Origin of the sequence: Lacrimispora indolis DSM 755 (genome assembly GCF_000526995.1) — a bacterium.
Taxonomy (GTDB): Bacteria; Bacillota; Clostridia; order Lachnospirales; family Lachnospiraceae; genus Lacrimispora; species Lacrimispora indolis.
The window spans coordinates 1,503,392-1,529,212 of the sequence record NZ_AZUI01000001.1 but is presented as its reverse complement, the minus strand read 5'-3'; the positions used below and the strand labels follow the sequence as shown (position 1 = coordinate 1,529,212).

At 41.5% G+C, this 25,821-nt stretch carries 22 protein-coding genes; 21 read left to right on the top strand and 1 reads right to left on the bottom strand.

Annotated features, from left to right (window positions below; genetic code table 11):
- Positions 1–225 precede the first annotated feature (225 nt).
- From K401_RS0107270 to K401_RS0107245, 6 genes are all read left to right on the top strand, one after another.
- Positions 226–873: a hypothetical protein gene (locus K401_RS0107270; RefSeq protein ID WP_024292334.1), complete on the top strand. Its 648-nt coding sequence runs from the start codon at positions 226–228 to the stop codon at positions 871–873.
- A gap of 39 nt (positions 874–912) precedes the next feature.
- Positions 913–1,173 carry a hypothetical protein gene (locus K401_RS0107265; protein ID WP_024292333.1) on the top strand — a complete coding sequence of 87 codons (261 nt, stop codon included), beginning with the start codon at positions 913–915 and terminating at the stop codon, positions 1,171–1,173.
- Between the two features lie 130 nt (positions 1,174–1,303).
- Positions 1,304–1,798, top strand: coding sequence for a peptide deformylase (locus K401_RS0107260; RefSeq protein ID WP_024292332.1), 495 nt, complete (start codon positions 1,304–1,306; stop codon positions 1,796–1,798).
- A gap of 91 nt (positions 1,799–1,889) precedes the next feature.
- A complete protein-coding gene (locus tag K401_RS0107255) occupies positions 1,890–2,222 on the top strand; it encodes an ArsR/SmtB family transcription factor (protein WP_024292331.1) in 333 nt (110 codons plus the stop codon).
- Entirely contained in the window at positions 2,215–3,255 is a 1,041-nt protein-coding gene (gene arsB / locus K401_RS0107250) for an ACR3 family arsenite efflux transporter (protein WP_024292330.1), read from the top strand. Before K401_RS0107255 ends, arsB begins: the two co-directional genes overlap by 8 nt.
- A gap of 102 nt (positions 3,256–3,357) precedes the next feature.
- A complete protein-coding gene (locus K401_RS0107245) occupies positions 3,358–3,768 on the top strand; it encodes an arsenate reductase ArsC (RefSeq protein ID WP_024292329.1) in 411 nt (136 codons plus the stop codon).
- 101 nt (positions 3,769–3,869) lie between these two features.
- Here K401_RS0107245 and K401_RS0107240 read toward each other — a convergent pair whose 3' ends face one another.
- Positions 3,870–4,709 carry a MerR family transcriptional regulator gene (locus K401_RS0107240; RefSeq protein WP_024292328.1) on the bottom strand — a complete coding sequence of 280 codons (840 nt, stop codon included), beginning with the start codon at positions 4,707–4,709 and terminating at the stop codon, positions 3,870–3,872.
- A gap of 203 nt (positions 4,710–4,912) precedes the next feature.
- Here K401_RS0107240 and K401_RS0107235 point away from each other — a divergent pair, with 203 nt between their 5' ends.
- From K401_RS0107235 to K401_RS0107150, 15 genes are all read left to right on the top strand, one after another.
- Entirely contained in the window at positions 4,913–6,640 is a 1,728-nt protein-coding gene (locus tag K401_RS0107235) for an ABC transporter ATP-binding protein (protein ID WP_024292327.1), read from the top strand.
- Positions 6,637–8,391 (top strand): ABC transporter ATP-binding protein, encoded by a 1,755-nt coding sequence (locus K401_RS0107230; protein ID WP_024292326.1) that lies wholly within the window; start codon positions 6,637–6,639, stop codon positions 8,389–8,391. The genes K401_RS0107235 and K401_RS0107230 overlap by 4 nt, the downstream gene beginning before the upstream one ends.
- Positions 8,392–8,637: 246 nt before the next feature.
- On the top strand, positions 8,638–9,387 hold the full coding sequence (locus K401_RS0107225; protein ID WP_024292325.1) for a MurR/RpiR family transcriptional regulator: 750 nt from the start codon (positions 8,638–8,640) through the stop codon (positions 9,385–9,387).
- Between the two features lie 169 nt (positions 9,388–9,556).
- Positions 9,557–10,963, top strand: coding sequence for a PTS cellobiose/arbutin/salicin transporter subunit IIBC (ascF, locus tag K401_RS0107220; protein ID WP_027352536.1), 1,407 nt, complete (start codon positions 9,557–9,559; stop codon positions 10,961–10,963).
- Between the two features lies 1 nt (position 10,964).
- Positions 10,965–12,395 carry a 6-phospho-beta-glucosidase gene (ascB, locus tag K401_RS0107215; RefSeq protein ID WP_024292324.1) on the top strand — a complete coding sequence of 477 codons (1,431 nt, stop codon included), beginning with the start codon at positions 10,965–10,967 and terminating at the stop codon, positions 12,393–12,395.
- A 297-nt stretch (positions 12,396–12,692) separates the two neighbouring features.
- Positions 12,693–18,917 (top strand): S-layer homology domain-containing protein, encoded by a 6,225-nt coding sequence (locus tag K401_RS31075; protein WP_024292323.1) that lies wholly within the window; start codon positions 12,693–12,695, stop codon positions 18,915–18,917.
- Between the two features lie 254 nt (positions 18,918–19,171).
- Positions 19,172–19,324, top strand: a complete 153-nt coding sequence (locus tag K401_RS32760; RefSeq protein WP_156882218.1) for a hypothetical protein — start codon at positions 19,172–19,174, stop codon at positions 19,322–19,324.
- On the top strand, positions 19,321–20,103 hold the full coding sequence (locus tag K401_RS0107195; RefSeq protein ID WP_024292322.1) for a sugar phosphate isomerase/epimerase family protein: 783 nt from the start codon (positions 19,321–19,323) through the stop codon (positions 20,101–20,103). Before K401_RS32760 ends, K401_RS0107195 begins: the two co-directional genes overlap by 4 nt.
- 23 nt (positions 20,104–20,126) lie before the next feature.
- Entirely contained in the window at positions 20,127–20,579 is a 453-nt protein-coding gene (arr, locus tag K401_RS0107190; RefSeq protein ID WP_051152960.1) for an NAD(+)--rifampin ADP-ribosyltransferase, read from the top strand.
- Positions 20,580–20,627: 48 nt separating this feature from the next.
- Positions 20,628–21,467, top strand: a complete 840-nt coding sequence (locus K401_RS33520; protein WP_084492814.1) for a GNAT family N-acetyltransferase — start codon at positions 20,628–20,630, stop codon at positions 21,465–21,467.
- 13 nt (positions 21,468–21,480) lie between these two features.
- Complete coding sequence (locus K401_RS0107175; RefSeq protein ID WP_024292320.1) at positions 21,481–21,864, top strand: hypothetical protein; 384 nt, start codon at positions 21,481–21,483, stop codon at positions 21,862–21,864.
- Between the two features lie 524 nt (positions 21,865–22,388).
- Complete coding sequence (locus K401_RS0107165; protein ID WP_024292319.1) at positions 22,389–23,042, top strand: response regulator transcription factor; 654 nt, start codon at positions 22,389–22,391, stop codon at positions 23,040–23,042.
- Positions 23,043–24,461 carry a sensor histidine kinase gene (locus tag K401_RS0107160; RefSeq protein WP_024292318.1) on the top strand — a complete coding sequence of 473 codons (1,419 nt, stop codon included), beginning with the start codon at positions 23,043–23,045 and terminating at the stop codon, positions 24,459–24,461.
- Positions 24,445–24,999 (top strand): hypothetical protein, encoded by a 555-nt coding sequence (locus K401_RS0107155; protein WP_024292317.1) that lies wholly within the window; start codon positions 24,445–24,447, stop codon positions 24,997–24,999. The genes K401_RS0107160 and K401_RS0107155 overlap by 17 nt, the downstream gene beginning before the upstream one ends.
- A 66-nt stretch (positions 25,000–25,065) precedes the next feature.
- Positions 25,066–25,821 (top strand): hypothetical protein, encoded by a 756-nt coding sequence (locus K401_RS0107150; protein ID WP_024292316.1) that lies wholly within the window; start codon positions 25,066–25,068, stop codon positions 25,819–25,821.

Here is a 25,821-nt window from a genome sequence, read left to right as displayed (position 1 = left end):
TCTTTTTTAATATTTATTGGCATTTTGATCAGATGTGTGTGGTATAGTAAGTCGAAGTAATTAAACTTGGATTTCTATTGAAGAATGGTGTATCATTCTGCTTTAGCTGTAGAAAAAATCAATTTTAAATAAGCATTGAATATAAGTCAAAAATATTCAGTGCTGTATTTTTTACTTAATCTTTGTTATGATCAAATAAATAGAAATCAAAAAGGGGGATACGGAATGAATATCATAAAAATCAAGGGAGTATCGGACTCATATCCGGAACCGGTAGATGGTACCATGGAATGGTATTTCTGCAAAGACAGCAATAGTTGCTTTTGCGATTTATATGAGGCTGAAGAAACAGTTAAATCCGGAGAAGTATTTTCTGGCATGGTCTGTCATTTGATTCATTATCCGGAGGGAACTGTTTACAGTCCATTTGTGCAGAGGGAAAATGTTTATATTGATCAGCCGATCTGGGACAAGGGGATATTATATTTTTCAGGTGTGGATTTTAACGAACAAAAAATACAGATATACAGCTATTTTCCAGATAGTCAAAGACTTGAAATGATAAAAGAACTTCCTTTGGGGATTGTGGAAGATTGTTATAATCTTATGTTAAAAGTCTCTCCCCTCATGCTTTGCCGGGATGGGAACAACGGAATTTATGAGATTGTCTGGCCGGAGAATAAAAAAATAGAGATAGGAGAAACAGAAGGATTATTATTCCGTGATGGAGATAATTTGTATTTTTCTGAATGGTATGAAGACCCGGAATATCATGAAAATGTCATAATCAGAGATTTAGATACGGGAAGGGTGAAAGAAAAATATTCTGGTTATCTATGTAAATTACCTAATGGAGTGTATTGGAATATTTAGATAAACTGATTGAAATGTTTGTTTAGGGAGGAACCAATTATGTTTATAGATACAGACTTTCTTAGAAGTGATGAAATATTTCTCAAGTTAGAAAAAACTGTTGAAGGCAATACAGATAAAGATTGGCTTCCAACATATCACTTTGATATCTGTGATAAATTTGGCACCAAAATGGGGGGCTGCGATTTACGTATTGGTCACAACGAAAAAGTGTACTATGGAGGCAATATTGGTTATTACATAGACAAAGAATACAGGGGACACCATAGAAGAAGTAGCTCAATTGCCAGATCAAAGTGATATGAGATTAAGCGGAGAATCGGAAAAGTGCATATATCGATTTAGTTTACATAATCCTTTGGATTAGCTAATGTATGGAAACAGAAATTTGCTGGGCATAGATTTAACGAAAAAAGAGAGGACAAAAGCGATGGTGCGAGAAATATTGAAACTTGGAAATCCCCAACTATATGAAATGAGTGAAGAAGTTACGAAAGCAGAGATTAATTCTTTGACGGAGTGGGTGCAGGACTTACATGACACTCTTATGGATTATAGGGAAATATATGGAGCGGGCCGTGCGGTTGCGGCACCACAGATAGGAATTAAGAAGCGATTGCTGTACATGTTTACGGATAAACCCTATATTATTATAAATCCGGTGATGTCTTTTCCCGATGATGAAAAATATACATTGTTAGATGATTGCATGTCTTTTCCAGGTCTGACAGTTAAAGTAGAACGTTATAAGCGTGCAGAAATTTCTTATTTTGATGAGAATTTTAATCCACAGAAAATGTATTTGGAAGGTGATCTTTCGGAGCTGTTACAGCATGAGTATGATCATTTAGATGGGATATTAGCTACAATGCGTGCAGTTGATAATAAGTCCCTTTATGTGGAGCAGATGAAGCGGGATTTTTGATGTTATTCTTATAATTGAAAAATCATATTGACATTTTTCGATTTGATGTATATAATAATCAAATCGAAGTTTATAGATGTGAGGTGTTAATATGGAAAGCTATGAGGAATATACAAAGGTATTTAAGGCGTTGGGCGACCCGAAAAGAGCCATGATTGTCGACATGCTGTCTTGCGGCGAGCTTTGTGCCTGCATGATTTTGGAGAAATTTGAGATGTCCCAATCTACACTTTCCCACCATATGAAGATCCTGTGTGACTGCGGGCTTGTGAAGGGAAGGAACGAGGGAAAATGGACGTACTACTCATTGGATGAAGATACCATCAGCAAAACAAAACAGTTTTTCTGCAATATTACATCCGACAAGGAAAGCTGCATCTGTAAAGATTCCGCAGGCTGCAAAGGATGTGATGGGAATGAGTAAATATAATATAGGATTTTTCGAAAAGTATCTGACCCTTTGGGTTCTGCTTTGCATGGCAGCGGGAATCCTGGTGGGAAAATACCTGCCGGGGATTCCTATGTTTTTAGGGAAGTTTGAATATGCCCAAATTTCCCTTCCGATTGCGGTTCTGATCTGGCTTATGATTTATCCGATGATGATGAAGGTGGATTTTACCAGCATTAAAAATGTCGGAAAGAATCCAAAGGGGCTTTTTGTAACATGGGTGACCAATTGGCTGATTAAACCGTTTACCATGTATGGGATCGCAGCATTTTTCTTTTATGTCGTATTTAAAACAATCATTCCTGCTGAATTAGCAAAGGAATATCTGGCAGGTGCGGTACTTCTTGGGGCAGCCCCATGCACTGCGATGGTATTTGTATGGAGCCATTTAACCAAAGGAAACCCGGCCTATACGGTGGTGCAGGTTGCCACCAATGATCTTATAATCCTGATCGCCTTTACACCGATTGTCGCCTTTTTACTGGGTGTCGGCGGTGTTGCCGTGCCGTGGGACACTTTGTTTTTATCTGTGGTGCTGTTTGTAGTGATTCCCCTTGCAGGAGGTATTCTGACAAGGACGCTGATAATTAGAAATAAGGGAAAGAAATACTTTGAAAATCAGTTTCTCCCCAGGTTTAATCATATAACCATAATCGGACTGCTTCTGACGTTGGTCATCATATTTTCGTTCCAGGGCAATGTCATATTGGAAAATCCCCTGCATATCGTTTTGATTGCGGTTCCGTTGATCCTTCAGACCTTTTTGATTTTCTTCATCGCGTATCTTGCATCGAAATGGTTAAAGCTGCCCCATACCATTGCAGCTCCGGCCGGGATGATCGGTGCCTCCAACTTTTTCGAACTTGCAGTGGCAGTTGCCATCTCACTATTTGGCGCCACTTCTCCGGCAGCGCTTACAACCATAGTGGGTGTGCTGACAGAGGTGCCGGTTATGCTTCTATTGGTAAGGTTTGCCAATAAAACCCGTCATTGGTTTCCTGAAAAATAAAGGCTGGATCGTTTACAACAGAGGGGGAGCAAACAACAGATGATGTGGGGATGAAATCAGGGGTAAGAAACTGCTGGAGTTATAATAGGGAGAAAAAATACCATGATAAAGGTTGCTTTTATATGTGTGCATAACTCCTGCCGTTCGCAGATTGCAGAGGCTTTTGGCAAACGGCTGGCGGATAATATCTTTGAAAGCTATTCTGCGGGAACAGAAACTAAACCACATATTAACCAGGATGCTGTCCGGCTGATGATACAGCTGTATGGGATTGACATGGAAAAAACGCAGCGTTCAAAACTGCTTTCAGAAATCCCTCCCGTTGATGTTGTTATCACCATGGGCTGCAATGTTGAATGTCCTTATTTACCCTGTAAATACAGGGAAGATTGGGGGTTGGATGATCCCACTGGAAAAAGTGACGAAGAGTTTATAAAAGTTATAAGGCAGATTGAACGCAATATATTGTCTCTCAAAGAAAGGTTGAAAGCTCCGCAGGCTTTAATCCGGTAAACTTAATTTGCTTAATGGTATCCTTAAGATTTTATAATTTTCAAAATAATAATACAGAGTCAGAAAATAAGAGTACCGCCATACGTTCTGACTCTGTTTATTTAATGCTCCTGTGGTTCCCCATCAATTTCAACCAATATTAATGTAACATAATCATCTCTGTTTTTTGTACCGATCTCAAAGATAAGATATTCCTCATAAGCATTCTTTCCAAGCTTTATCTGATGTTCATTTGCGTACTGCATTATCTTTTCATACATTTCATTGATATTTCGATAACTCCCCTTATAGTAAACCTGAAGATACCAGCCTTCCTTTCGCACCAGAGTGTTTTTTTTCTTATCAACATTGTTTGTTTTTGTATACAAATAAGAAAAGCTGTCAAATCTTTTTTCCCGGATATTATCAATGGTAAGTGATCCTCCCAGAAAGTCAATCATGCTTGCATTGCTGTCATTTCGGAATGCGATCAATTCTGTAAGAAAGTTTGAATAAGAATCGTCTTTGCCATTATCCATATGGGTACTGCATAGAGCCTTCATGCTTTTGTGATAAGCGGGCTTAATGATATTGTATTCTGCGGATAAGGCATTTTCAGTTAAATCCTTAAGAAAATCTATCCCATGTTTCGTATTTTTTAATTTTATAATTTCTTTAGCCACTTCATTTGACTTTTGTTCCAATAAATCAATTAAATTAGCAGGGTTTCTTTCATCCATGTATTTTTTAATTTCTTTTAATGGCATTCCCAGCCTTTTTAATGCAGAAATAATGGAAAAAGTATCAAATTGCCGGAAGGAGTAATAGCGGTAGCCATTCTCCTTTGTGATTTCAGGCTGGAAAAGCTCTATCTGATCATAATAAAATAAGATATGTTTGGGGATTCCGCAGATTTTTGCAAATTCTCCTGTTGTTAAATATTCGTTTTTATTTTCTGACATAAAATCACCTCATTCTGTGCTGCCTTTTACGGGCCTCCTGTTTGCGTCCGTATCAAAGGCTTTAATTTTATATTTTATCTTGCTGTTTTCTTCTTGACTATAAGACAACCTTATAGTTTATAATAGTCAGGCAGCCTGTTCCTGTCAAGGAATATGGCTGAAATTATTTGGGTTTTATTCAGTAAAATGAAAGGAGTTTTGTTATGCAATTAATGTTAAAATATTTAAAAAGATATCCCAAGCTAATTTTCTTAAACATCATAGGAATCTTTAGCTTTGTAGCGGTGCAGCTGGGAATACCCACAGTCATGGCGTGGATGATTGATAATGGAATAGGGAAAGGCGATATAGCTTATATTAAGAACATGGGCGGAATCATGCTGATTGTCTGTATCCTTGGAGGTGCAGGGACCATTTTATTGACTTACGCTTCATCAAGAATTTCTACTTATATGATTCGTGATATCAGAAATGATGTGTTTGCCCAGTCGCAGAGATTCTCCCATACAGAATACAATAAATTCGGCGTATCTTCCATGATTACACGAACCACGAATGATGCGTTTCAGTTAATGTTGTTTTCCAATCTGTTGTTTCGGACTGCACTTTTGGCACCAGTCATGATTTTTATCAGTGTTTTTATGACCATCAGAACAAGTATCAATCTTTCCATGGTTATCGGAGGAAGCCTTCCGTTTATCGTGGCAGGCGTTATTATCATTGCCAAGCTGACCAATCCCCTTTCCGAGAAGCAGCAAAAAGGTATGGACCGGTTGAACCGGATATCAAGAGAAAGTTTAACAGGGGTCCGCGTAATCAGAGCCTTTCGAAAAAGTGAGTATGAGTCAGCGCGTTTTGCAGAAACCAATGACGAATATGCATCCAATTCCAAGAAGTTATTTAAAATTATGTCATTTACACAGCCGGCCTTTTTCTTCTTGCTGCACCTTGCGATGATGGCGGTGTTTTGGATATCAAGTGTAATGATTGATAATGGCACCTTACAGGTTGGACAGTTGGTTGCTTTCTTAGAGTATCAGTTTCATGCAATGTTTTCAATTATGCTGTTTTCCATGGTATTTGTAATGTACCCCAGAGCGCAGGTGTCTGCAAACCGTATTCAGGAATTATTAGTTGAGGAGCCATTGGTGAAAAGCCCCTTCAAGGGTATTACAGCTGAAAATAAAGGTATGGTGGAATTTGACCATGTTACGTTTCAGTATCCGGATGGGGAGCTTCCAGTGATAAAGGATGTATCGTTTACTGCCAACAAGGGAGAAACCGTTGCATTTATCGGCAGTACAGGCAGCGGAAAGAGTACATTAATTAATTTGATTCCAAGATTTTATGATGTGACAAGGGGATCTATTAAAATTGATGGTGCGGATATACGTAACTATGATTTAAAGGCGCTCCGTCAGAAAATTGGTTTCATCCCTCAAAAAGCATTTTTATTTAAAGGAACCATAGAAGAAAATCTTAAATTCGGCAATCCCAATGCCACACCGGAAGAAATCGATCATGCAATTGAAGTGGCACAGGCAAAGGAGTTCATTGAGAATAAGCCGGATCATTTGCAGGAATATATCAGCGAAGGTGCAAAGAATGTTTCAGGAGGCCAAAAACAGAGGATTTCCATTGCAAGAGCATTGGTCAGAAAGCCTGAAATTTACATTTTTGACGACAGTTTTTCTGCTCTTGACTATAAAACAGATGCTTCTTTGCGTACAGCACTTAAGAAAGAAACAAAAGAATCCGTTGTATTCATTGTTGCCCAAAGAATCAGTACAATCATGAATTCGGACAAAATCATAGTGCTCAATGAAGGCGAAGTGGTTGGAATGGGGACCCATAAAGAATTATTAAAGTCATGCAAAGTATATTATGAGATTGCAGATTCACAATTAACAAAGGAGGAATTGGAGCGATGAAAAAATTATATCCATATATAAAACCATACCTAAAATTTTTTATAGCCGCAATTCTCCTTACCATAGGCTACTCCGCATTTTTATCAGCGGCACCGATGGTGGAAGGTTTGATTACAACAAGGCTGAAGGATGATGTTGTAAATATCGCCAACAAAGTTCCCGGAGCCTCCATCAGCTTTTCCTATGTTATAAAAATCTTAAAGCTGTTGCTGGCCATTTATATAGGAAACATACTTAGCAACTTTGGTTCTCAATATTTTTTAACAAATGGCATTCAAAACACAATGCGTGATTTGAGAAACGATGTGCAAAAAAAGATCACAAAGCTGCCGATCAGCTATTTTGATAAACGGACAGTGGGAGATATTCTCAGCATCATTTCAAATGATATTGATACCATGTCAAATGCTCTGCAGCAGAGTTTGTCAAGAATATTAAGTGCATTCCTATCCGTTATTTTGGCAACAGTATTAATGTTTTATATTAATCCCATTATGGGTGCTGTAGCCGTTTTGCTCATACCTGGAAGCGCTTTGATCATGAAATTTATTATGAACCGCTCTTCTGCTATGTTTGAGAGGCAGCAGGTGGCTCTTGGTGACTTAAACGGCTATATTCAGGAAAGATACACAGGATTGACCGAAATCAAGCTATATGGAAAGCAAGAAGATTCCATAGAGCAGTTTAAGGAGATTAATAATAATCTTTGTGAAAACGGATTTAAGGCACAGTTTATTTCCGGGCTGATGTCACCCCTGATTTCATTCATTACTTATTTAGGAATTGTAGCTGTTTGCATATTAGGTGCCATATTTGCAATTACAGGTGCCATAACAGTAGGACAGCTGCAGGCATTTATCCGCTATATGTGGCAGTTAAATGAACCATTGGAGCAGGTGGCACAATTGTCCGCCTCCATTCAATCTGCCATGGCAGCATCGGCAAGAGTATTTGAGTTTCTTTCTGAACCGGAAGAAGTACCGGAAGCTTCCAATCCGGTAAAAATAGATGATTTGCAGGGAAATGTAGTCTTTGAAGATGTATCCTTTGGGTACACCGAAGATAAAATGCTCATTGAGCATCTGAATATTAACGTGAAAAGCGGCCAAATGGTGGCGATCGTCGGACCCACCGGCGCAGGAAAAACCACGCTGATCAACCTCTTAATGCGTTTCTATGACGTAAATGAAGGTGCCATCAAGGTTGACGGCGTAAAAATTAAGGATATGAGGCGGGATGACCTTCGTTCGATCTTTGGTATGGTACTGCAGGATACCTGGCTGTTTAACGGAACCATAGCCGATAATATAAAATACGGGAAAGGGGATGCGGCCCGGCAGGAGATAGAAAATGCTGCAAAAACTGCAAACGTAAATCATTTTATCAAAACACAGCCAGATGGCTACAATATGATATTAAATGAAGAATCCTCAAACGTATCTGTGGGTGAGAAACAGCTTTTAACCATAGCGAGGGCGTTCCTTGCCGACCCGGCTATTTTAATCCTTGATGAGGCGACAAGCTCCGTGGATACCAGACTTGAGCTAATGCTTCAGACGGCTATGAAAAATATCATGAAGGGCAGAACCAGCTTTGTAATTGCTCACCGTCTTTCTACCATCAGAAATGCAGATCTGATCCTTGTTATGAATAACGGAACCATTATTGAACAGGGAACCCATGAGGAATTAATATCAAAAAAGGGATTTTATGAAAAGCTGTATATGAGTCAGTTCCAGAATCAGGCCTAAACAGGCTTTATCGTATACAGACACGGCATCATCTGCTTTTCCGTCCATTCCCGGCTGTTGCGTGCCGGGGTTTTCTGTTGCAAGCATTGCGCAAATGCTTGTTCTTTTTTATGCAGAGTGATATAGTTAAGTGAAAAAGTTTGTTCCTGGTCAGCCGGATAAGGGGAAAATGTGAATCATACCTATTGGGGAGGACGGCGGCATGGACAAGAGTAGAGCAGGCATTTCATAGAAGGGGGCACAGGGATGTTTCGTGTGGAGCAGGTTAAGTCACTGAATGATCTGGAAATGGAAGTATATCATTATGTAACGAAAAACTATGATAAAGTGAAGTATATGAGAATCAGGGAACTGGCTTTGGAAGCCCATGTTTCCACTTCTACGGTTTTGCGTTTTTGTAAGAAAATGGATTGTAACGGCTATGCAGAGTTTAAGATAAGGCTGAAGCAGCATTTTGATAAGGGAAAGGAATTGCATGCAACGGATGATGTGACGGAAGTCATTGACTTTCTAAAGAAAACCACATCGGAAGAATTTGAGAAAAAGCTGGATATGATGACGGAAGTTATTGTCCGCGCCAATCATGTGATCTTTGTGGGCAGCGGCATGTCCGGAATTGTGGCGAAATATGGGGCAAGGTATTTTTCCAGCATGGGTAAGTTCTGCCTTTATATCGATGAACCCCATTATCCCACAGAAAGCAAGTTTTTTGAAAATGCCCTGGTCATTGTATTTTCGGTTTCAGGGGAGTCTAACGATACCATTGGACATGTGATCCGTTTTAAGGAACAAAATTGTCAGATCTTCAGTGTGACCAATACTGAAAACTGCACTGTGGCGAAATTATCGGACTACAATATAGCTTACTATGTGACTTATATGCGGTTAAAGGTTTACGACATTACTACTCAAATGCCTGCCATGAGCATTGTGGAACGGCTGGGGAAAAAGCTGTACCGGTATACTTCCGAAGGATCGGACAATACTTTAAATTAGGAAATTTGCATATTAAAAAACATACTGTTACGTGAAAAAAACAAGTGAGAAACGTTGTCACTTGTTTTTTTACGCCTTAGAACTGATGACAATAGATCTGATAAACAGTATAATCACAATCAGCAAAAAACTATGTGTATTCATCAATTGATAAGAGAGGAATGAAGAAATGGCAAGAGATTATGCGGTTGTATCAAAAGCGATTGTGGAAAATATTGGGGGAGTTGATAATATTTCCAGTCTTACCCACTGTATGACCCGTTTGAGATTTGTCTTAAAGGATGAAAGCAAGGCAAATGAAGGGGCAGTCAAAGCCATTGACGGTGTTATGGGAGTGGTAAAGCAAGGGGGGCAGTTTCAGGTTATTATTGGGAACCATGTTGGGACTGCTTACCAGGAGGTTTTAAAATTAGGAGACTTTGGAGAAGAAAGTAAAGTTGCAAGGGGAGAAAAGAAAGAGCCTTTGACTCTGAAGAAAATCGGAAATAACATTTTAGATGCTATTGTTGGAACCATGTCCCCGTTGATTCCGGCAATTATCGGTGGTTCCATGGTGAAATTGCTGGTTATGCTGCTGGCCATGGCAAATATATTGCCTGCAGACAGCGACACTTACAAGATCATCAATTCCATTGGTGACGGGGCCTTTTATTTTCTGCCTGTGATGGTAGCTGCGTCTGCTTCTAAAAAGTTTAAAACCAATATGTTTCTTTCCATTGCCATTGCGGGAACATTAATTCATCCGGATTTCCGCGGTTTGATGGAGGCGGTAACTGTGGGAGAAACGGCGGCCCATTTTCTGGGGGTCCCCATAGCATCCGTAAAATATACTTATACAGTAATTCCGGCAATCTGCATGACCTGGATTTTATCTTATATTGAACGTGGCGTTGACAGAATTACACCGGCAGTGACGAAAAACTTCTTAAAGCCTATGCTGATTTTATTAATTGCGGCTCCTATTGCAATTTTAATCATTGGACCTGCCGGAATTTTAATCGGTACTTCAATTTCTAAATTCGTATTCTTTGTACAGGCAAAGCTTGGATTCCTGGCAGTAGGTATTATGGGCGCAATTTGGCCTTTACTGGTTATCACAGGTATGCACAGGGTGTTTACTCCAACAATTTTGCAGACGATCTCTGATACAGGAATGGAAGGAACGGTTATGCCCTCTGAAATTGGTGCAAACCTTTCTCTGGGCGGAGTATCCTTAGCCGTAGCTTTAAAAACCAAGAACAGAGAGCTTCGCCAGACTGCCCTTGCGGCTGCTTCTTCCGCCCTGATTGCAGGGACTACGGAACCGGCGCTTTACGGTGTAGCAGTCCGTTTAAAGCGTCCGTTGATCGCTTCTTTGATTACCGGGTTTGTCTGCGGCTGTTTAGCAGGAATCGGGGGACTTGCCAGCCGTTCCATGGTTTCCCCCAGTGTTTTAACAGGAGTTCAGTTTATTGATCCGGAGCATCCGGGAACCAGTATTGCATGGATTGTAGGTATTACGATTTTATCAATTGTATTGTCCTTTGTATTGACTTTGGTAATCGGTTTTGAGGATCTTCCGGAAGAGGAGGAATAATTTGAGCGATTTTAAATTTCCTGAGAACTTTCTTTGGGGAGGGGCCATTGCCGCCAATCAGGCGGAAGGCGCCTTTCGCGAAGGAGGCCGGGGACCAGGCAACATTGACATGATTCCTCATGGAGTGGGAAGGCTGAAGGTAAAGACAGGAAATGTTCCCCGCCCTGAATTGCAGAAAGGGGAATATTACCCCAGCCATGAGGGAATTGACTTTTATCACTATTATAAAGAAGATATTGCTTTAATGTCAGAAATGGGCTTTAAAGTATTCCGTACTTCCATTTCGTGGTCAAGGCTTTTCCCTGACGGAGACGAGGAAAAGCCCAACCAGGCTGGAATTGATTTTTACCGCAATATGTTTTTGGAGTGTAAAAAATATGGTATGGAACCTTTGGTGACCTTGTGCCATTTTGATATCCCCATGGGACTGGTGGAAAAGTACGGTTCCTGGAGAAACAGAAAGGTTTTAGATTTTTTCCTGCGCTATGCAAATGTCTGTTTTAAGGAATTTTCAGGATTAGTAAAATATTGGCTGACTTTTAATGAGATTAACATTATTTTGCACAGCCCCTTTTCCGGTGCAGGAATTGCATTTCAGGAAGGGGAAAATAAAGCCCAGGTTACCTACCAGTCTGCTCATCATATTTTGGTGGCCAGCGCTTTGGCCACTAAGCTGGCACATGAATGGGATCCGGAGAATCAGGTGGGCTGTATGCTTGCAGGAGGCAGTTTTTATCCTTATTCCTGTAATCCTGAGGATGTTTGGGAATCTGTGAAAAAAGAGCAGGAAAATTTATTTTTCATTGATGTCCAGGTGAGGGGAGCTTATCCATCTTATACCAGGAAACTTTTTTATGATAAGGGAGTCAGCCTTATTATGGAAGAGGGAGATTTGGAGATTTTAAGAAATACGGTGGATTTTGTTTCTTTCAGCTATTATTCCAGCCGCTGCGTGGCTGCGGATATGAACGATAAGGCCTCGAATGAGGGCAATATTATCCGTTCTGTGAAAAATCCTTATTTGCAAGCAAGCCAGTGGGGCTGGGGGATTGACCCTCTGGGACTTAGAATTACCATGAACCAGCTGTATGACCGTTATCAGAAGCCTTTGTTTATTGTTGAAAATGGTTTGGGTGCAAAAGACGAAATCAGGCAGGATGGAAGCATACAGGATGATTACCGTATTGATTATTTAAGAAGTCATATTCAGGCAATGAAAGAAGCTATGGAGGATGGAGTGGAGTTATTGGGGTATACGGTCTGGAGCTGCATTGACATTGTATCTGCTTCTACAGGAGAGATGAGTAAACGATACGGTTTTATCTATGTGGACAGGGCAGACGACGGAAGCGGGACGCTGCAGCGGAGGAAGAAAAAGTCCTTTTATTGGTATAAAAAGGTAATTGAAAGCAATGGTAATGATATTGCCTGACAGGAAATGTGCGGTTAAGTTCTGATATAATATTTTTAATTTATTTTTGCAGATGAAAATTTAATCTGATGATGAGATGGGAGTCTGAAATGGATTTTTTCAAGGATTGTTATGATTCTAGAAAAAGTCAGTTTCAGACTCCCTTTTCGTTATAAATTTATCAATAAGCGATTTAATGATAAGAAACTCTCATTAGCCAAATTGACATGAAATTTTGGAAATGGTAAAATTTGGTTAGTTTTCCCTAACTAAAGTGTTAGGTTTGCATACAAATTCAATTACAAGGAGGATAATGGATTGAAATTTTCTTGGGGTAAGAAAAGGCTTAAAAGGAGATTGAGCACAGCGCTGGTTTTCATTATGGTAAGCTCCTGCGTTATGCCTGCTTATGCAGACGGAAGCGGAATTACCGGGAATTTAAACAGCAATGTTTCTTTTTCTGAAGATGTTTTATCAGAAGAATCATTGGAAGCTGCGCCGGAAGCCAGTTGGGAAGAGGAGGTGATTTCAGAGGACAATGCCGGTGAAGGAGAAACCGTAATAGATGAAACGGCTGAATCGGATGAGGCGGCGCAGGAAACGGAAGAAGAGACCATAGAAGAACCTTCGGAAGAGACAGATGAGAACCTGGGAGAAACGGAGGCAGAGCCTGGAGAAACGGAGGCAGAGCCTGGGGAGACGGAAGCAGAGCCAGGGGAGACGGAAGCAGAGCCAGAGGAAACGGAAGCAGAGCCTGGAGAAACAGAAGCAGAGCCAGAGGAGACGGAAGAAAGCATAGATGAGACAGAAGGATCCGGGGAAGCGGTTGAGGAGACAGAAGAAGATACGGAAGAATCCCAGGAGCCATCCGGCGAGACAAAAGAAGAAGGGGAAAAACCGGAAAACGAGAGCATAGAAGAAACCGAAGCGCCGGTTGAGAATGCAGGACCGTTTTCTATTGAAGTAAGAAACATAGAACTGATGGGAGACTATGAGGATGGCACCTATACCGGAAGCGGAGCAGGGTATAAAAGTACCATTACTTTAAAGATCACGATTGCTGACAATCAAATTACGGAGATACAGGAAATCTCCCAAAATGAGACATTAAGTAAATGGGAAATGGCAAAGGTGCTTTTTGAGGAGATAATAAATGCCAATTCTACCGATGTAGACGCCATTAGTTCCGCAACATACAGCAGTGATGGAATCATAGAAGCGGTAAATGATGCTTTATCAAAAGCTGTAACAGGCGGCAGCCAGGTGTTTGAAGATGGAAACGGCAGTAAAGGGGATCCCTATATCATCGCAGAAAGCGTGCAGCTTGAACGGTTTGCCCAGAAAATAAATGAGGGCAATGACTACCAGGGAAAGTATATAGAGCTTTCCGATGACCTGGAATTAAGCGGAGAATGGACTCCTGCCGGAACAAAAGAAGAGCCTTTTGCAGGATTCTTTAACGGAAAAGGCCACACAATCACCGGATTGAGCATACAGGAAAACAACGTGAAATATGCCGGTCTTTTTGGTTATCTGGCAGCAGGGGCGAAGGTTTCTGACGTGAAGCTGGAAGATGTAAATATTTCCCGTGAAGCTGGAGCCACTGAAGCAGGAGCCATAGCAGGAAGCGCGGAGATTGGGGTCATTATTGATAATTGCCAGGTATATGGAACCATTGAGGCCAGTAATTCCACAGGCATCAGTTATGCCGGCGGAATTGCAGGGAGATTGGGACAGGAATCCGTGGTATCCAATGTTTATGCAGACGTGACGGTTGCTGCATTTTCAGGAAGCAGCAGTGCTTATGCTGGAGGCGTGATCGGAATGTCCGTAAACAAATGCATTCTGATAAATGGGGCATCCGTTGGAAGCGTTTCTGCTAAAACAGATGCCGGCACCATATGCGGTGCAGGAGGTGTATTCGGTACCCAGTCCGGTACGGCGTACAATGTTTTCAGCAATTGTGATGTCACAGCGGAAAGCGCAGAACAAAGCAAGGCTTTGGCTGGCGGAATAAGCTGTATGGCCACAAACAATACTGCAATTGTGAATGGTTATTTCAATAACAGCATTGCCAATGCATTTATGACAGCATCCAGCGCGATTAACAAATATGTGGCTGAAAATGTGGTGAGCTTATGGGATTCGGAATTCAATAGTCAGGATTTTGCAGACACATTAAACCGCGGCTTAACAAGATCACAAAGAGCAGGGGGGATTGCAAGGATTTCAGAAGCAGGAAATCAGAACATGGGAGATCTTGAACATGCGCTTGATGCTCTTGATATTCTTTATGCTTGGGATTATACTGGCGGAGTCATTCTCTCTGGGGAAGCCTTTGTGGATGACACCATTGATACGGGCATATTTGAAAGCGGCAGCGGAACAGAGGAAGACCCATATGTTCTTAAGACGGAAGAACAGCTCAGGGCGTTTGCAAAGTCCTTATCCGATGATGTCACTTATTCCGGTATTTATATAGCTCTTGAGGAAGATGTTGATGTTTCCAGTGAAACCTGGCTTCCCATCGGACTTGGACACTATGATTTCAGAGGAACTTTTGACGGAAAGGGGAACAAGATTACAGGAATACGCATAGGGACCCAGGAAGCTCCTTATGAAGAGGAGTCCGGAGACAGTCAGAATCTCAGCAAAATGACGACCTATTATGGATTTTTTGGCGTTATAGGTGAAAATGCGGTCATTAAGAACTTAGGCATAGAAGATTCCGTAATTTCTGTCAAGAGAAGTACAAGTATTTATGCAGGACTTCTTGCGGGTGTTACAGACAGAGCGTATGTTGACAGCTGCTATGCCCAGGGGTATGTTTCCAGCGAAACAACTCACAGCAAAGCAAATGCCTGGGCAGGCGGCCTGGTAAGCCAGACTATTAAAGGCGGAATCATTAATTCATGGTCGGATGCGGAAGTTTTCTGTACGGCAATCGGCGGTCTTGCGGAATCCGGGGCATTTATAGGTATGACAAACAGAAGTGTTGTTGCAAACTGTTTTGCCTTGGGCAATACAGGAGGAAAAGCCAGCAGAGAAGATGGCAACGAAGGGATGCCGGCGGTTTCTTCCTTCATTGGTGTAAACGCAGGTAAAGTAGCAAATTGTTATGCTTCCGGCGATATGAATGCGGCTTCTTTTTCTACTTATGTGGGATCCTTTTCAGGCTGGGCAACAGGCATTGCAAGACAGTTTATCTCTTATTATAACGCAGACGCGGTCCAGAATAGCAACGGAACCATCAACAATCCGGTGATCAGCGTTGGTTTTATGGTGAGCGCAGGGGTAAATGACGAAGGCGAACCTTATGATGGTACTTATCATGTGGGAATTGAGGCAAAAGAACTGTCATTTATGAAGAGTCAGGCGTTTGCCGATCTTTTAAACAGCAATTTCCATGCCTTTCCTCTGGATCTTGTAAACGGAGAAAGCTCCAATGTGGGAAATCAGAATGCCATGGGTCTTCCTGAATTCATGAAGCTGAAAGAATGGCAGCTGGAAAATGACGTTGTTATGCCTGTAGGAGAAACGGTAATCACGACCTATGAAGATATGACTCCGGTATTTGAACCGGATGCCCTTGACGTGGCTGACGGCACTTATTATGGTAGAGCAAAAGGGCCGGGCGGAGAATATATTTATGTGAACATGACGGTAGCGGAAGCCCGTATTTCAGAGATCCATGTAACGAAGCACAGCGAGGGAAGCCAGCTGGATTCCATTTCTCCTGAAATCATAGCCTCCGTAATATCGGCTCAGAATTATTCCCAGTCAGGCAGTGACAGTGAACTTGGGAAAGCTTTGAAAAGTGCGATCGCAGTTGCGGCACAGAAGGCCGCCATACGGGATATTTCCGGATACGGATATGTTTCAGACACCATCTTTGGGGCAGGAAACGGCACAAAGGAGAATCCATATCTCATAAACACTCCTGAGCAGTTGGTGGCGTTCGCCGGTTCTTTAAATGAAGACGAGCATTATGATGGGAAGTACGTGAAGCTTGGGAATCATATTTCTCTGGACGGAATTGAATGGATTCCTGCAGGGGGATCAGGAGTGTATGGTTTCCGGGGAACCTTTGATGGAAACAACAAGGTAATAAGCCATATGACCATCGGTTCTCCGGAAAATCCGGAAATGTACTGCAAGTCGGTTGGCCTTTTCGCAAATCTGGAAGCAGCCAGGATTAAAAATCTTGGAATCGAAAATGCATCGATTTACCAAAAGTATCTGGGCGATTCCATCGCCTATTCCGGATTGCTGTCTGGATATTATATTGAAAATGCAGGTGACGGCGGGTACGTTGATTTTTGTTATGCAGAAGGAACCATTAACAGCTATGCTGCAAAGCAAAATGACAGCGGAGGCCTGATCGGGGCCATTAACAGAGGAACCATAGCAAACAGCTATACAAAGGCTGAGATTAACTGTGAAAGCAGGGATGGCTATGCTTATGCGGGAGGCATAAGTGCGCTTCCTAACAGGGCTTTGATCATTAACAACTATGCCTTGGGCAGCATCAAGGGCAAGGGAAATGGAGCCAGGATTCAGATCGGTGGAATTTCAGGCATGAACGCCGGCATAACGATCAATAATTATGCCAGCGTTGAGCTGGTTTCAGCGAATACAACCGTAGATATCGGAGGCTTTTCAGGAAGAGTTTCAGGAATTGGATACGTAGAACGGGCTTATTATAACAGCGAAGCAAAACAGATAAGCGGTTCTCTGGAAATCCTTCCGGCCAAAGGGGTCGGCACTGTTGTTTCCGGTACCAACTACGGCAAAGGGATAGTCGTGGATTTAGAAGGAAAGAGCTTGTCCGATTTAAAACGTCCGGAATTTGCAGAGACTTTGAATGCAAATAAAGCTGATGCAGAAATAATAAAAAAAGCGGGCAGTCTGTTAGTAGAACTGGGTTCTGGGATTCCTTCTGAAATTACTCTCCGTGATTTTCAGTATTCCGCAAATGATGACGGGGTAGTATTCAAGGACAGAGTGTCAGGTTCTACAGACGGAGGATCATCGGATGGAGGTTCGCCGGATGGAGGATCATCGGACGGAGGATCATCGGATGGAGGATCATCAGGTGGAGGTTCAACCGGTGGGGATAATTCAGGCGGTGACCCATCAGACGGCGGCGCCACCAGTCATGATTCTTCAAGCGAGAGCTCTTCTGCCGGCACAGAAACAAAATCCTCCGCCAATTTGGCAGACCGGCCTGTCAAAGCAGATATTGCTGTGACGGTAAATGTTGGAGAGAATGGTTCTGCCAGTGTCTCTGTTTCCGATCAAACTATTGCAGAGGCAATCGCCAGGGCACAATCCGATGCCAGAGTGCAGGGGAAAACGGCAAATGGAATTTCCATAGCAATCAATATTGTCCTTCCAAAGGAGGCCAGATCCCTGGTTGTCGCGTTTTCAAGAAACGCACTGGAACGTCTTGTGAATGCAAATATACAGAGCCTTGATTTCAATGGGACTCTTGTGACCATGGGCCTTAATAAGAAGGCGGTGGAGGAAATCTGCAGACAAAGCGGCAATGACATCACCATCTCAGCAGAACCGGTTGATATAAGCGGTGTCCGCAGCTGCTATGACATCACCATTCGTTCCGTAAAGGATGGAGAACCCCTGACTGTTACAGACCTGAAAGAGGGAGCTGCTGTCATGGGGATTCCGTACACACCAGAAAGCAATGAGGACTCAGGACGTTTGTACGGAGTATATGTGGATGACAGCGGAAGGATCAGCCGGATTGCAAATTCGGTATATGACGGAAACAGCAGGCAGATTCTCTTCCTGACAGATCATTTTTCCATCTATGGTGTGGGATACATGGCTTCTGCCCCGGCATTTGCAGATACACAAGCACATTGGGCCGGGGAATCCATTGATTATATAACTGGCCGCGGACTTTTGCCGGGCGTCTCCGTTTCCGGATTTGCACCGGAGGCCGTTCTGACCAGAGGAACGCTGGCAGCGGCTCTGGGAAAGCTGGCAGAGGCTGATGTAAGCAGTTATACGGGCAGCAGCTTTTCTGATTTGGCAGGCAATGAGCAGGCACCTTATGTGGAATGGGCATACCGGAATGGAATCATCCAGGGAACCGGTGCTGATTTATTTGCACAGGACGCTGCAGTGACCCGTGAGGAAATGGCTTCAGTAATGCAGAATTATGCCAGAGTCACCGGTTTTTCTCTGCCGGTCACTCGCTCCCAATACAGCTTTACGGATTATGAAAGCATAGGAAGCGAAGGGAAAGCTGCGGTAACAGCCATGCAGAAGGCAGGTGTTATGATGGGAGAAAGAGACGGCAGTTTTCAGCCAAAAGGCAACATTACCCGTGCTCAGGCGGCTGTTATTCTGGAGCGGTATATTAAGCTGGTTATAGATCCTAAAACTGCAGAGGGCTGGGCGAAAAATGATTCCGGTCAGTATCTGTACTACAAAAATGGGCTTGCTGTCACCGGAACAGAGATCATTAACGGAGTAACCTATTATTTTTCTGCAGCTGGAATCATGCAGGAAAACTAAAAAGTAAAAGATTCTGATAAATAATAAATAAAGTTGGCCTCCTGACATGGCTTTTGTATCCAGCCATGTCAGGAGGCTGTTTTTATTTCAGCGAAATAATAAAATGAATACTGCATTGATGAAATATGCAGTTTTTGTAATGGGATTCTGGTAAATAAGAACTATTTGATATATAATTATTAGCAGTAGAATATTCAGACCTGTTATTTGTTTCAGGATTTTATTGCAATCATGGGAAGCCGGGGAGAATAACCTTGGGATTTGGGACCAATGATATGGGATTATCAACACTTATTCCCGATATTCCGCTGTATACAAGTATATTATTTATTGAATTTTGTTGGGGGAAAACCTATGAATTATATAAAAGCTATGATGGAAAAATCAAGAAAGGCGGCGGATTATGATTGCGATTTATGATTGGTTTGGCTATGAATTGCCCATAAAGGAACGATATCAGCTAATAAAAAAGGTCGGATTTGACGGCGTTTTATTATGGTGGAGTGAAGGCTTTGGCCGGAATTATTACCGCAACGCGCCGCAAATTACACGTGAGGCAGGTCTTTTAATAGAAAATATCCACACGCCGGTGGAAAACCAAGACGATCTCTGGCTTGACAATCTGGATGGTGTTGCTTTAACTGATTGCTATTTGCAATGCGTTTCAGACTGCGCCGAATTTGAGATTCCCACAATGGTGGTACACCTGCCAGGCGAAGACAAGCCATATAACACCTTGGGTCTGGACAGAATCAAGAGAATCACTGAAAAAGCGGAGCAGCTTGGCGTCAATGTTGCGTTTGAAAACTTACGGAACCTTGTCAATTTGGCATATGTGCTGGATCAGGTGGACTCCCCGCGGATCGGATTCTGTTATGACTGCGGACATCACCACCGCTATTATCCGGGCCATGATTTATTATCCATGTACGGTTCCCGGTTGATGGCACTGCATTTACATGATATTGGCGGGGCTTATGGCCAACACCAGTTACCCTTTGACGGACCCATTAATTGGCCTGCAGCCATGAGAAAGATTGCTGAAAAGAAGTATTCAGGTGCAACTGCAATAGAGGCCATGAATTGGGATTATAAGCATTTATCAGCAGAGGAATTTTTGCAGGAAGCATTTGTGCGGGCAAAAAGACTGGATTCGTTAAGACTCTGTAAGGAGGGGTTAGTATGATTCATAAAGAAGATTTGATCAAAATGAATAAAGAAGAGCTGACAAAATTATCTGCTAAATTACAGAAAAGCAGATCCCTTGACTCTGGGCCATTTTACCACGGAACAAAAGCTGAGCTGAAGAAGGGGGATTTGCTGGAACCTGGGCACGGCTCCAACTATGGCAAGGGGAAGCAAGCTAACTACGTGTATCTGACCGGAACAATGGATGCGGCTAAGTGGGGAGCTGAACTTGCGGTGGGTGATAGGCCCGGCAGGATCTATTGTGTGGAGCCCACAGGACCCTTTGAGGATGACCCCAATCTCACGGATAAAAAGTTTCCGGGGAACCCAACCCGTTCCTACCGAACCCAATATCCATTGAAGGTAGTGGACGAAGTCCTGGACTGGGAAGGACATTCCCCGGAGGAGCTTAAGAAAATGAGGGATCACCTTGATACGCTTAAGCGACTGGGCATTGAGGCAATTAACGACTGACATCATTGCTTTAAAAAGTGAATTCCAATGCATCTTAGGAGATAAAACATGGAGAATAATAAAAAAATAATCCGGGCAATAGAAGAATACTGTATAAAGCATCCTGGCGCATATGAGGCAAGGCCATTTGGAGAGTATCCAATCTGCTATAAGGTCATGGGAAAGATATTTGCGCAGCTTAATCCGGAAGCAGGGTTTTATAAGATCACATTAAAATGTGAGCCGGATAAAGCAAATCTTTATCGGCAGCTTTATCCGGGGATTGTGATCCGGGGATATCACTGTCCTCCTGTTCAGCAGCCATATTGGAATACAGTTAATCTGGATGAGTTCTCTGATATGGAAATGCTTTTTCAGATGATTGATGAAGCATATGATGCTGTTATTCATAAATTCAGTAAAAAAGCAAAAGCGGACTTGCTAAATCTGTCTGAATTGGAGTTTAAAGATACGGATGGAGAAGATCAGGATTTTGCATTGCTTTGCAGCAGGCTGGACAGTGCTCTTGATGAAATTGTTGGCGGGAAATTTCAGAGAAGTCAGTATGAACAGTATAATCAAAGAGACAGCATTCATGACGTGATTGTGGCTTATCAGAAAGAAAAGCCGGTTGCATGCGGCTCCTTTAAAATGTATGATGAGGATCATGCAGAATTAAAAAGAATATATGTGGAACCATCCCATCGGAAGATGGGGCTGGGTGCAGAATTGGTTCGGAGATTAGAAGCAAAGGCAAAAATCAAAGGATATGGCTGGTGCATTCTGGAGACCGGAAAGCCCTTAGAGGCTGCCTGTTGTCTGTACAAAAAGGCAGGGTATAAAATGATTCCAAATTATGGGCAGTATGTGGATATGCCGGATTCAATCTGTATGGAACGAAAAATCTGATGGGGATAGTTCAATGGAGAAGTATGAACTTGGTTTAAAGAAAAAGTCTTTTTCCTTGTTTTTTAATGGGGGAGAAATATGGTGTGAACATTTGGATTCCCTCCATGGGGAAAAGGAATTGTTAAAACAGAAGTTTGAAGGAGATTTAATACAGATCAGCAGACCGTCTGCAAGTTCCTTTATCATAGTTGTTCTTGATGAATCAGATGTTGACAGAGAAATTCTGGACCTGATCGTTGACAGGTTTGTTATGTTAAAGAGGCCGCTGAGCAAAGTGGTTTTTGTGGGACTGAATTTAAAAATGAAGGGCCATGTTAAAAAGAGAAAAGCAGATATTTCATTTATGATGGCCTGTATCGATGATATGGAGAAGGCAAAGGAATGGCTTGTCTCGTAAAAAAATGATCCGGATGGAAAATTAATATGACATATAAATTTTCATATTATTCTGATGAATATTTTGACCAGATTGAGGAGCTGATACTTCGCAGCTATGGTGCAGGCGTAAGGGGATTGCAAGAGCATTGACTTATGAGTTAGCCAACAGGGGCATGAAAAAATATCCATTATGCAAGGGGATGGCTGGAGGTGCCCAACAGTTTTATTGGGATTTTTAACAGAAGCTGAAAATGAAATTTGGAAATGGGAAATGAAGTTTTAATTATATAATTCAAGTCTTGTACAACACAGATTTATAAGAGAGTTCAATTGTTTAAAACAGGACTTCGCATGAAAATGTGGAGTCTTTTTCATGTTGTATCTGATAAATCACGTATCAATAGTTGGTTCGGTTCATTACTGCTTTTTACAAAATTGATACATTTATATGATTTCTTATATAGTAAGTTGAACAATATGGAATAATAAGGTGAAGATTATTGCAAAGTGATAAAAGGGAAAACGGAGGGAAAAGAAATAGAAATGCATAATATTTTAATTATCGAAGATGAAAAGCCCATATCTGATTTTATCAGGCTGAGCTTAAAGACTATAGGATATGAATGTGAACAGGCATTTGACGGGGAAGAAGCAGCAAATAAAATTTTGGAAAAACGATATTCGTTGATTCTTTTAGATGTAATGCTGCCAAAAGCAAATGGATTCGAATTAATGGAATTTATTCGCCCCATGGAAATACCGGTAATTTTTTTGACGGCAAAAGGAAGTGTACAGGATAAAGTAAAGGGCTTTAAGCTGGGGGCGGATGATTACCTGACAAAGCCCTTTCAGATTGAAGAATTGCAGGTCCGAATTGAAAACGTACTCAGGCGGTATTATAAAATGGATGAAATCTTATCTTATAAAAATATTTCAGTGAATGTTTCATCTCACAGAGTTACTAAGGCGGAAAGGGAGATTACGCTTACAGAAAAAGAGTTTAAATTATTGGTGTTATTTATTCAAAATAAAAATCTGGCATTATTTAGAGAGCAAATATATGAGAAGGTATGGGAAGGGGAATATACCGGAGACAGCAGGACGGTGGACATGCATATACAAAGACTGCGCAAAAAATTAGATTTATATGATCAACTGGTATCTGTATTTAAAGTTGGTTACCGTTTGGAGGAATAAATGAAGCTTTCCTGGAAGATATTCTCAAATACATTTTTGGTCGTTTTATTTTCTTTAACTTTAGAAGGAGTTGTATTTCTGTCCACAACATTTCATAAAGCATATTTGCTGGAAGTTGAGCGGGAAAAAGAAAATATAGAAAATATTCATAGGGAATTGGTAACGGTGCTGGCAAATGACAGCAGTACGCTGTATAAGGAGCCAATAAAAAGCATTGAAGCTGCAATTGATATTTTGGAAGACAATTGGCGGGGTGAATCTTATAGAATAAGTGATGAAAGCGGAAAGGTGCTTTTTCAGAATCATGATGCAGAGTTTTTGGATAAAAAGGGAAGGGAATTATCTCTTTACAGGATTGTATATGGTGTAGAAAAGAACGAGAAGGGATATTTTTTGCAGATGTCAGTTCTGACAAAGCTGCTGGAAAAGCCTGTTATAATAGAGGTCAATAAGGACTTAACACAGATTTTTATGGAGAAAGCGGAGCAGCAAAGAATATTTGTAATAACCATAATTGCCGTTGGAGCCATAAGCGCTTTGATTAATGCTGCCAATGTTATTAAACTGACTAAGCCAATTCACAAATTGATTTTTGCAGTGAAAAAGATCAGGTCAGGGGATTATACAGAGAGGGTGGAATATAAGGAAAGAGATGAAGTCGGCATATTGGCATCTGATTTTAACAGCATGGCGGAACAGTTAGAAGAAAAGATCCGATTGCTGAAGGACACGGCAAAAAAGCAGGAAGAATTAGCGGGAAGCCTTGCCCATGAAATAAAAACACCTCTTACTGCCATGATAGGATATGCTGATTTAATAAAGAGAAGCAAAATGGATGAGCAGGATTTCCTATATGCGGTTAACTATATTATTTCAGAAGGAAAGAGACTGGAGACGCTATCAAACAGGATGATGCAGCTGTTGATAGAAAAGAATGCAGTGCCCAATAATACCGTCAGTACGGTGCAGAAATTGCTGGAGGATGCACTGGAAGCAATGAGACCAGTCTTTGACAAAAAGAATATTACTGTAAAAAAATCTTCTATGGATTTTCCCATAAAAGCGGATATGGAGCTTATGAAAAATGTATTATTAAATGTATTAGACAATGGGGGAAAAGCAGCAGGAATGAATGGGGAGATTTCCATAAAATCCGGATGTAATAACAGTCATGTATGGATTTCAATAACAGATAATGGGATGGGAATGGCGAAAGAGGAAATTTCTAAAATCAGGGAGGCATTTTACCGGGTGGATAAATCCCGTTCCAGGGCGGAAGGGGGAGCTGGCCTGGGATTAGCAATTTGTTCTAACATTATGAACATTCATAATGGAGAAATGCTGTTTGAAAGCGAGCCTGGTAAAGGAACTACGGTAACACTGACATGGAAAGGAATTGTGGATGAACATGATATTTGACTATGTAATATATTTTACCAAGATATCTGCCTTGGCTTTTGGAATCCTGATTCTTCCGCATTTTTATTTTCAATATCAGGACCAAAGGCTGTTCCGTGAGATAAAAGAAATGGATATGAACGTTTTTCAATTGGACAGGATGAATCGTAATGCCTTAACCACAGAGGAAAAAAGGGCATTATTATCTGACGGTGATGTAAACCTAAGGCATATTGAACTCAAGACAGGGGACAGGTATAGTTTATATGAAGCGCGCAGGCAATGTTTTCGAGAACTGAGCAAGATCCCTGTTCTGGAGGTCAGCATATACGGTCCCATATTAAATGAGATTGATATAACCCCTTACCTGCTGATTGACCCGGAAACACCGTCAAGTTCTATGCTTATTTGGAAAGGTTTTCTGACAATAAAGGATATTAAATATCAGATTACATTGGAGGAAGAAAGCGGTAAAGTCCTGTCTATCCAGCCTGTAGGAAAAGAGGATGATGTTTTGAACATGCAGTGGGAAAAATATTTAAAAGAACCTCAGGAATAATACAAGTTTGTTACATCTATTTGTGAAAATACAGTGGAACTTAAAAAACAAATGGAGGATTTAAAAATGAAAAACAAAAATTACAGGATATTACTATTGGGAAGCCTTGCAATTGCTGTAACGCTGTCAGTGAGTGCTTGCGGGAATAAAGCATCAGACCTGCAGCGGAATGATAAAGCTGCCAAAGTAACAGAGGAAGCAGTCCAAAAAGGATCAGCGGAACCAGATGATTTAGAGGAAACATCGGTTGCCGATGTGCCGAAGGTTGCCGATAATGTAAAGGCCGGAACTGATGAAATCCCGATGGTGAAATTACCGGAAGGCATATCAGGTATGAAAGCAGAGACTAAACCGTTTAAAGAATTGAGGGATCTGATCATTGAAGACATGGAGGTACCGGAGGAATATTACGAAACAACACATTACTTTTATAATTACTTTGATTTAAATGATGACGGGAAAGATGAAATATTTGTTATGGTCGCAGGGCCTTACACCAGTGGCTCCGGTGGAAGCAGTGCATTGCTGCTGTCTGAAAACGGTGGAAAGCTGCACATTGTTCAGGAGTTTACATTAGTAAACGAACCCGTCATAATCAGCGATGAGCTGGACAATGGTTACCATAATTTAATCATTCCATATTATAGTGAAAGCAAGACTCAGTATTCTGTATTAAAGTATAAGAATGGAGCGTACCCTAATGTGCCGGATGGAGAAATGATCCAAAGTCTGGAGGGGATTAAAGGAAAAGCAATCATTGCCAATGACAGGATAAATGAGGTTCAGGCAGGAATCATGGGATTAAGCCTTAGTGAAAAATAA

Coding starts and splice junctions, on each gene's coding strand:
- K401_RS0107270 (WP_024292334.1), top strand. CDS start 226: ATGAATATCATAAAAATCAAGGGAGTATCGGACTCATATCCGGAACCG.
- K401_RS0107265 (WP_024292333.1), top strand. CDS start 913: ATGTTTATAGATACAGACTTTCTTAGAAGTGATGAAATATTTCTCAAG.
- K401_RS0107260 (WP_024292332.1), top strand. CDS start 1,304: ATGGTGCGAGAAATATTGAAACTTGGAAATCCCCAACTATATGAAATG.
- K401_RS0107255 (WP_024292331.1), top strand. CDS start 1,890: ATGGAAAGCTATGAGGAATATACAAAGGTATTTAAGGCGTTGGGCGAC.
- arsB (WP_024292330.1), top strand. CDS start 2,215: ATGAGTAAATATAATATAGGATTTTTCGAAAAGTATCTGACCCTTTGG.
- K401_RS0107245 (WP_024292329.1), top strand. CDS start 3,358: ATGATAAAGGTTGCTTTTATATGTGTGCATAACTCCTGCCGTTCGCAG.
- K401_RS0107240 (WP_024292328.1), bottom strand. CDS start 4,709: ATGTCAGAAAATAAAAACGAATATTTAACAACAGGAGAATTTGCAAAA.
- K401_RS0107235 (WP_024292327.1), top strand. CDS start 4,913: ATGCAATTAATGTTAAAATATTTAAAAAGATATCCCAAGCTAATTTTC.
- K401_RS0107230 (WP_024292326.1), top strand. CDS start 6,637: ATGAAAAAATTATATCCATATATAAAACCATACCTAAAATTTTTTATA.
- K401_RS0107225 (WP_024292325.1), top strand. CDS start 8,638: ATGTTTCGTGTGGAGCAGGTTAAGTCACTGAATGATCTGGAAATGGAA.
- ascF (WP_027352536.1), top strand. CDS start 9,557: ATGGCAAGAGATTATGCGGTTGTATCAAAAGCGATTGTGGAAAATATT.
- K401_RS0107195 (WP_024292322.1), top strand. CDS start 19,321: ATGATTGCGATTTATGATTGGTTTGGCTATGAATTGCCCATAAAGGAA.
- arr (WP_051152960.1), top strand. CDS start 20,127: ATGAATAAAGAAGAGCTGACAAAATTATCTGCTAAATTACAGAAAAGC.
- K401_RS33520 (WP_084492814.1), top strand. CDS start 20,628: ATGGAGAATAATAAAAAAATAATCCGGGCAATAGAAGAATACTGTATA.
- K401_RS0107175 (WP_024292320.1), top strand. CDS start 21,481: ATGGAGAAGTATGAACTTGGTTTAAAGAAAAAGTCTTTTTCCTTGTTT.
- K401_RS0107165 (WP_024292319.1), top strand. CDS start 22,389: ATGCATAATATTTTAATTATCGAAGATGAAAAGCCCATATCTGATTTT.
- K401_RS0107160 (WP_024292318.1), top strand. CDS start 23,043: ATGAAGCTTTCCTGGAAGATATTCTCAAATACATTTTTGGTCGTTTTA.
- K401_RS0107155 (WP_024292317.1), top strand. CDS start 24,445: ATGAACATGATATTTGACTATGTAATATATTTTACCAAGATATCTGCC.
- K401_RS0107150 (WP_024292316.1), top strand. CDS start 25,066: ATGAAAAACAAAAATTACAGGATATTACTATTGGGAAGCCTTGCAATT.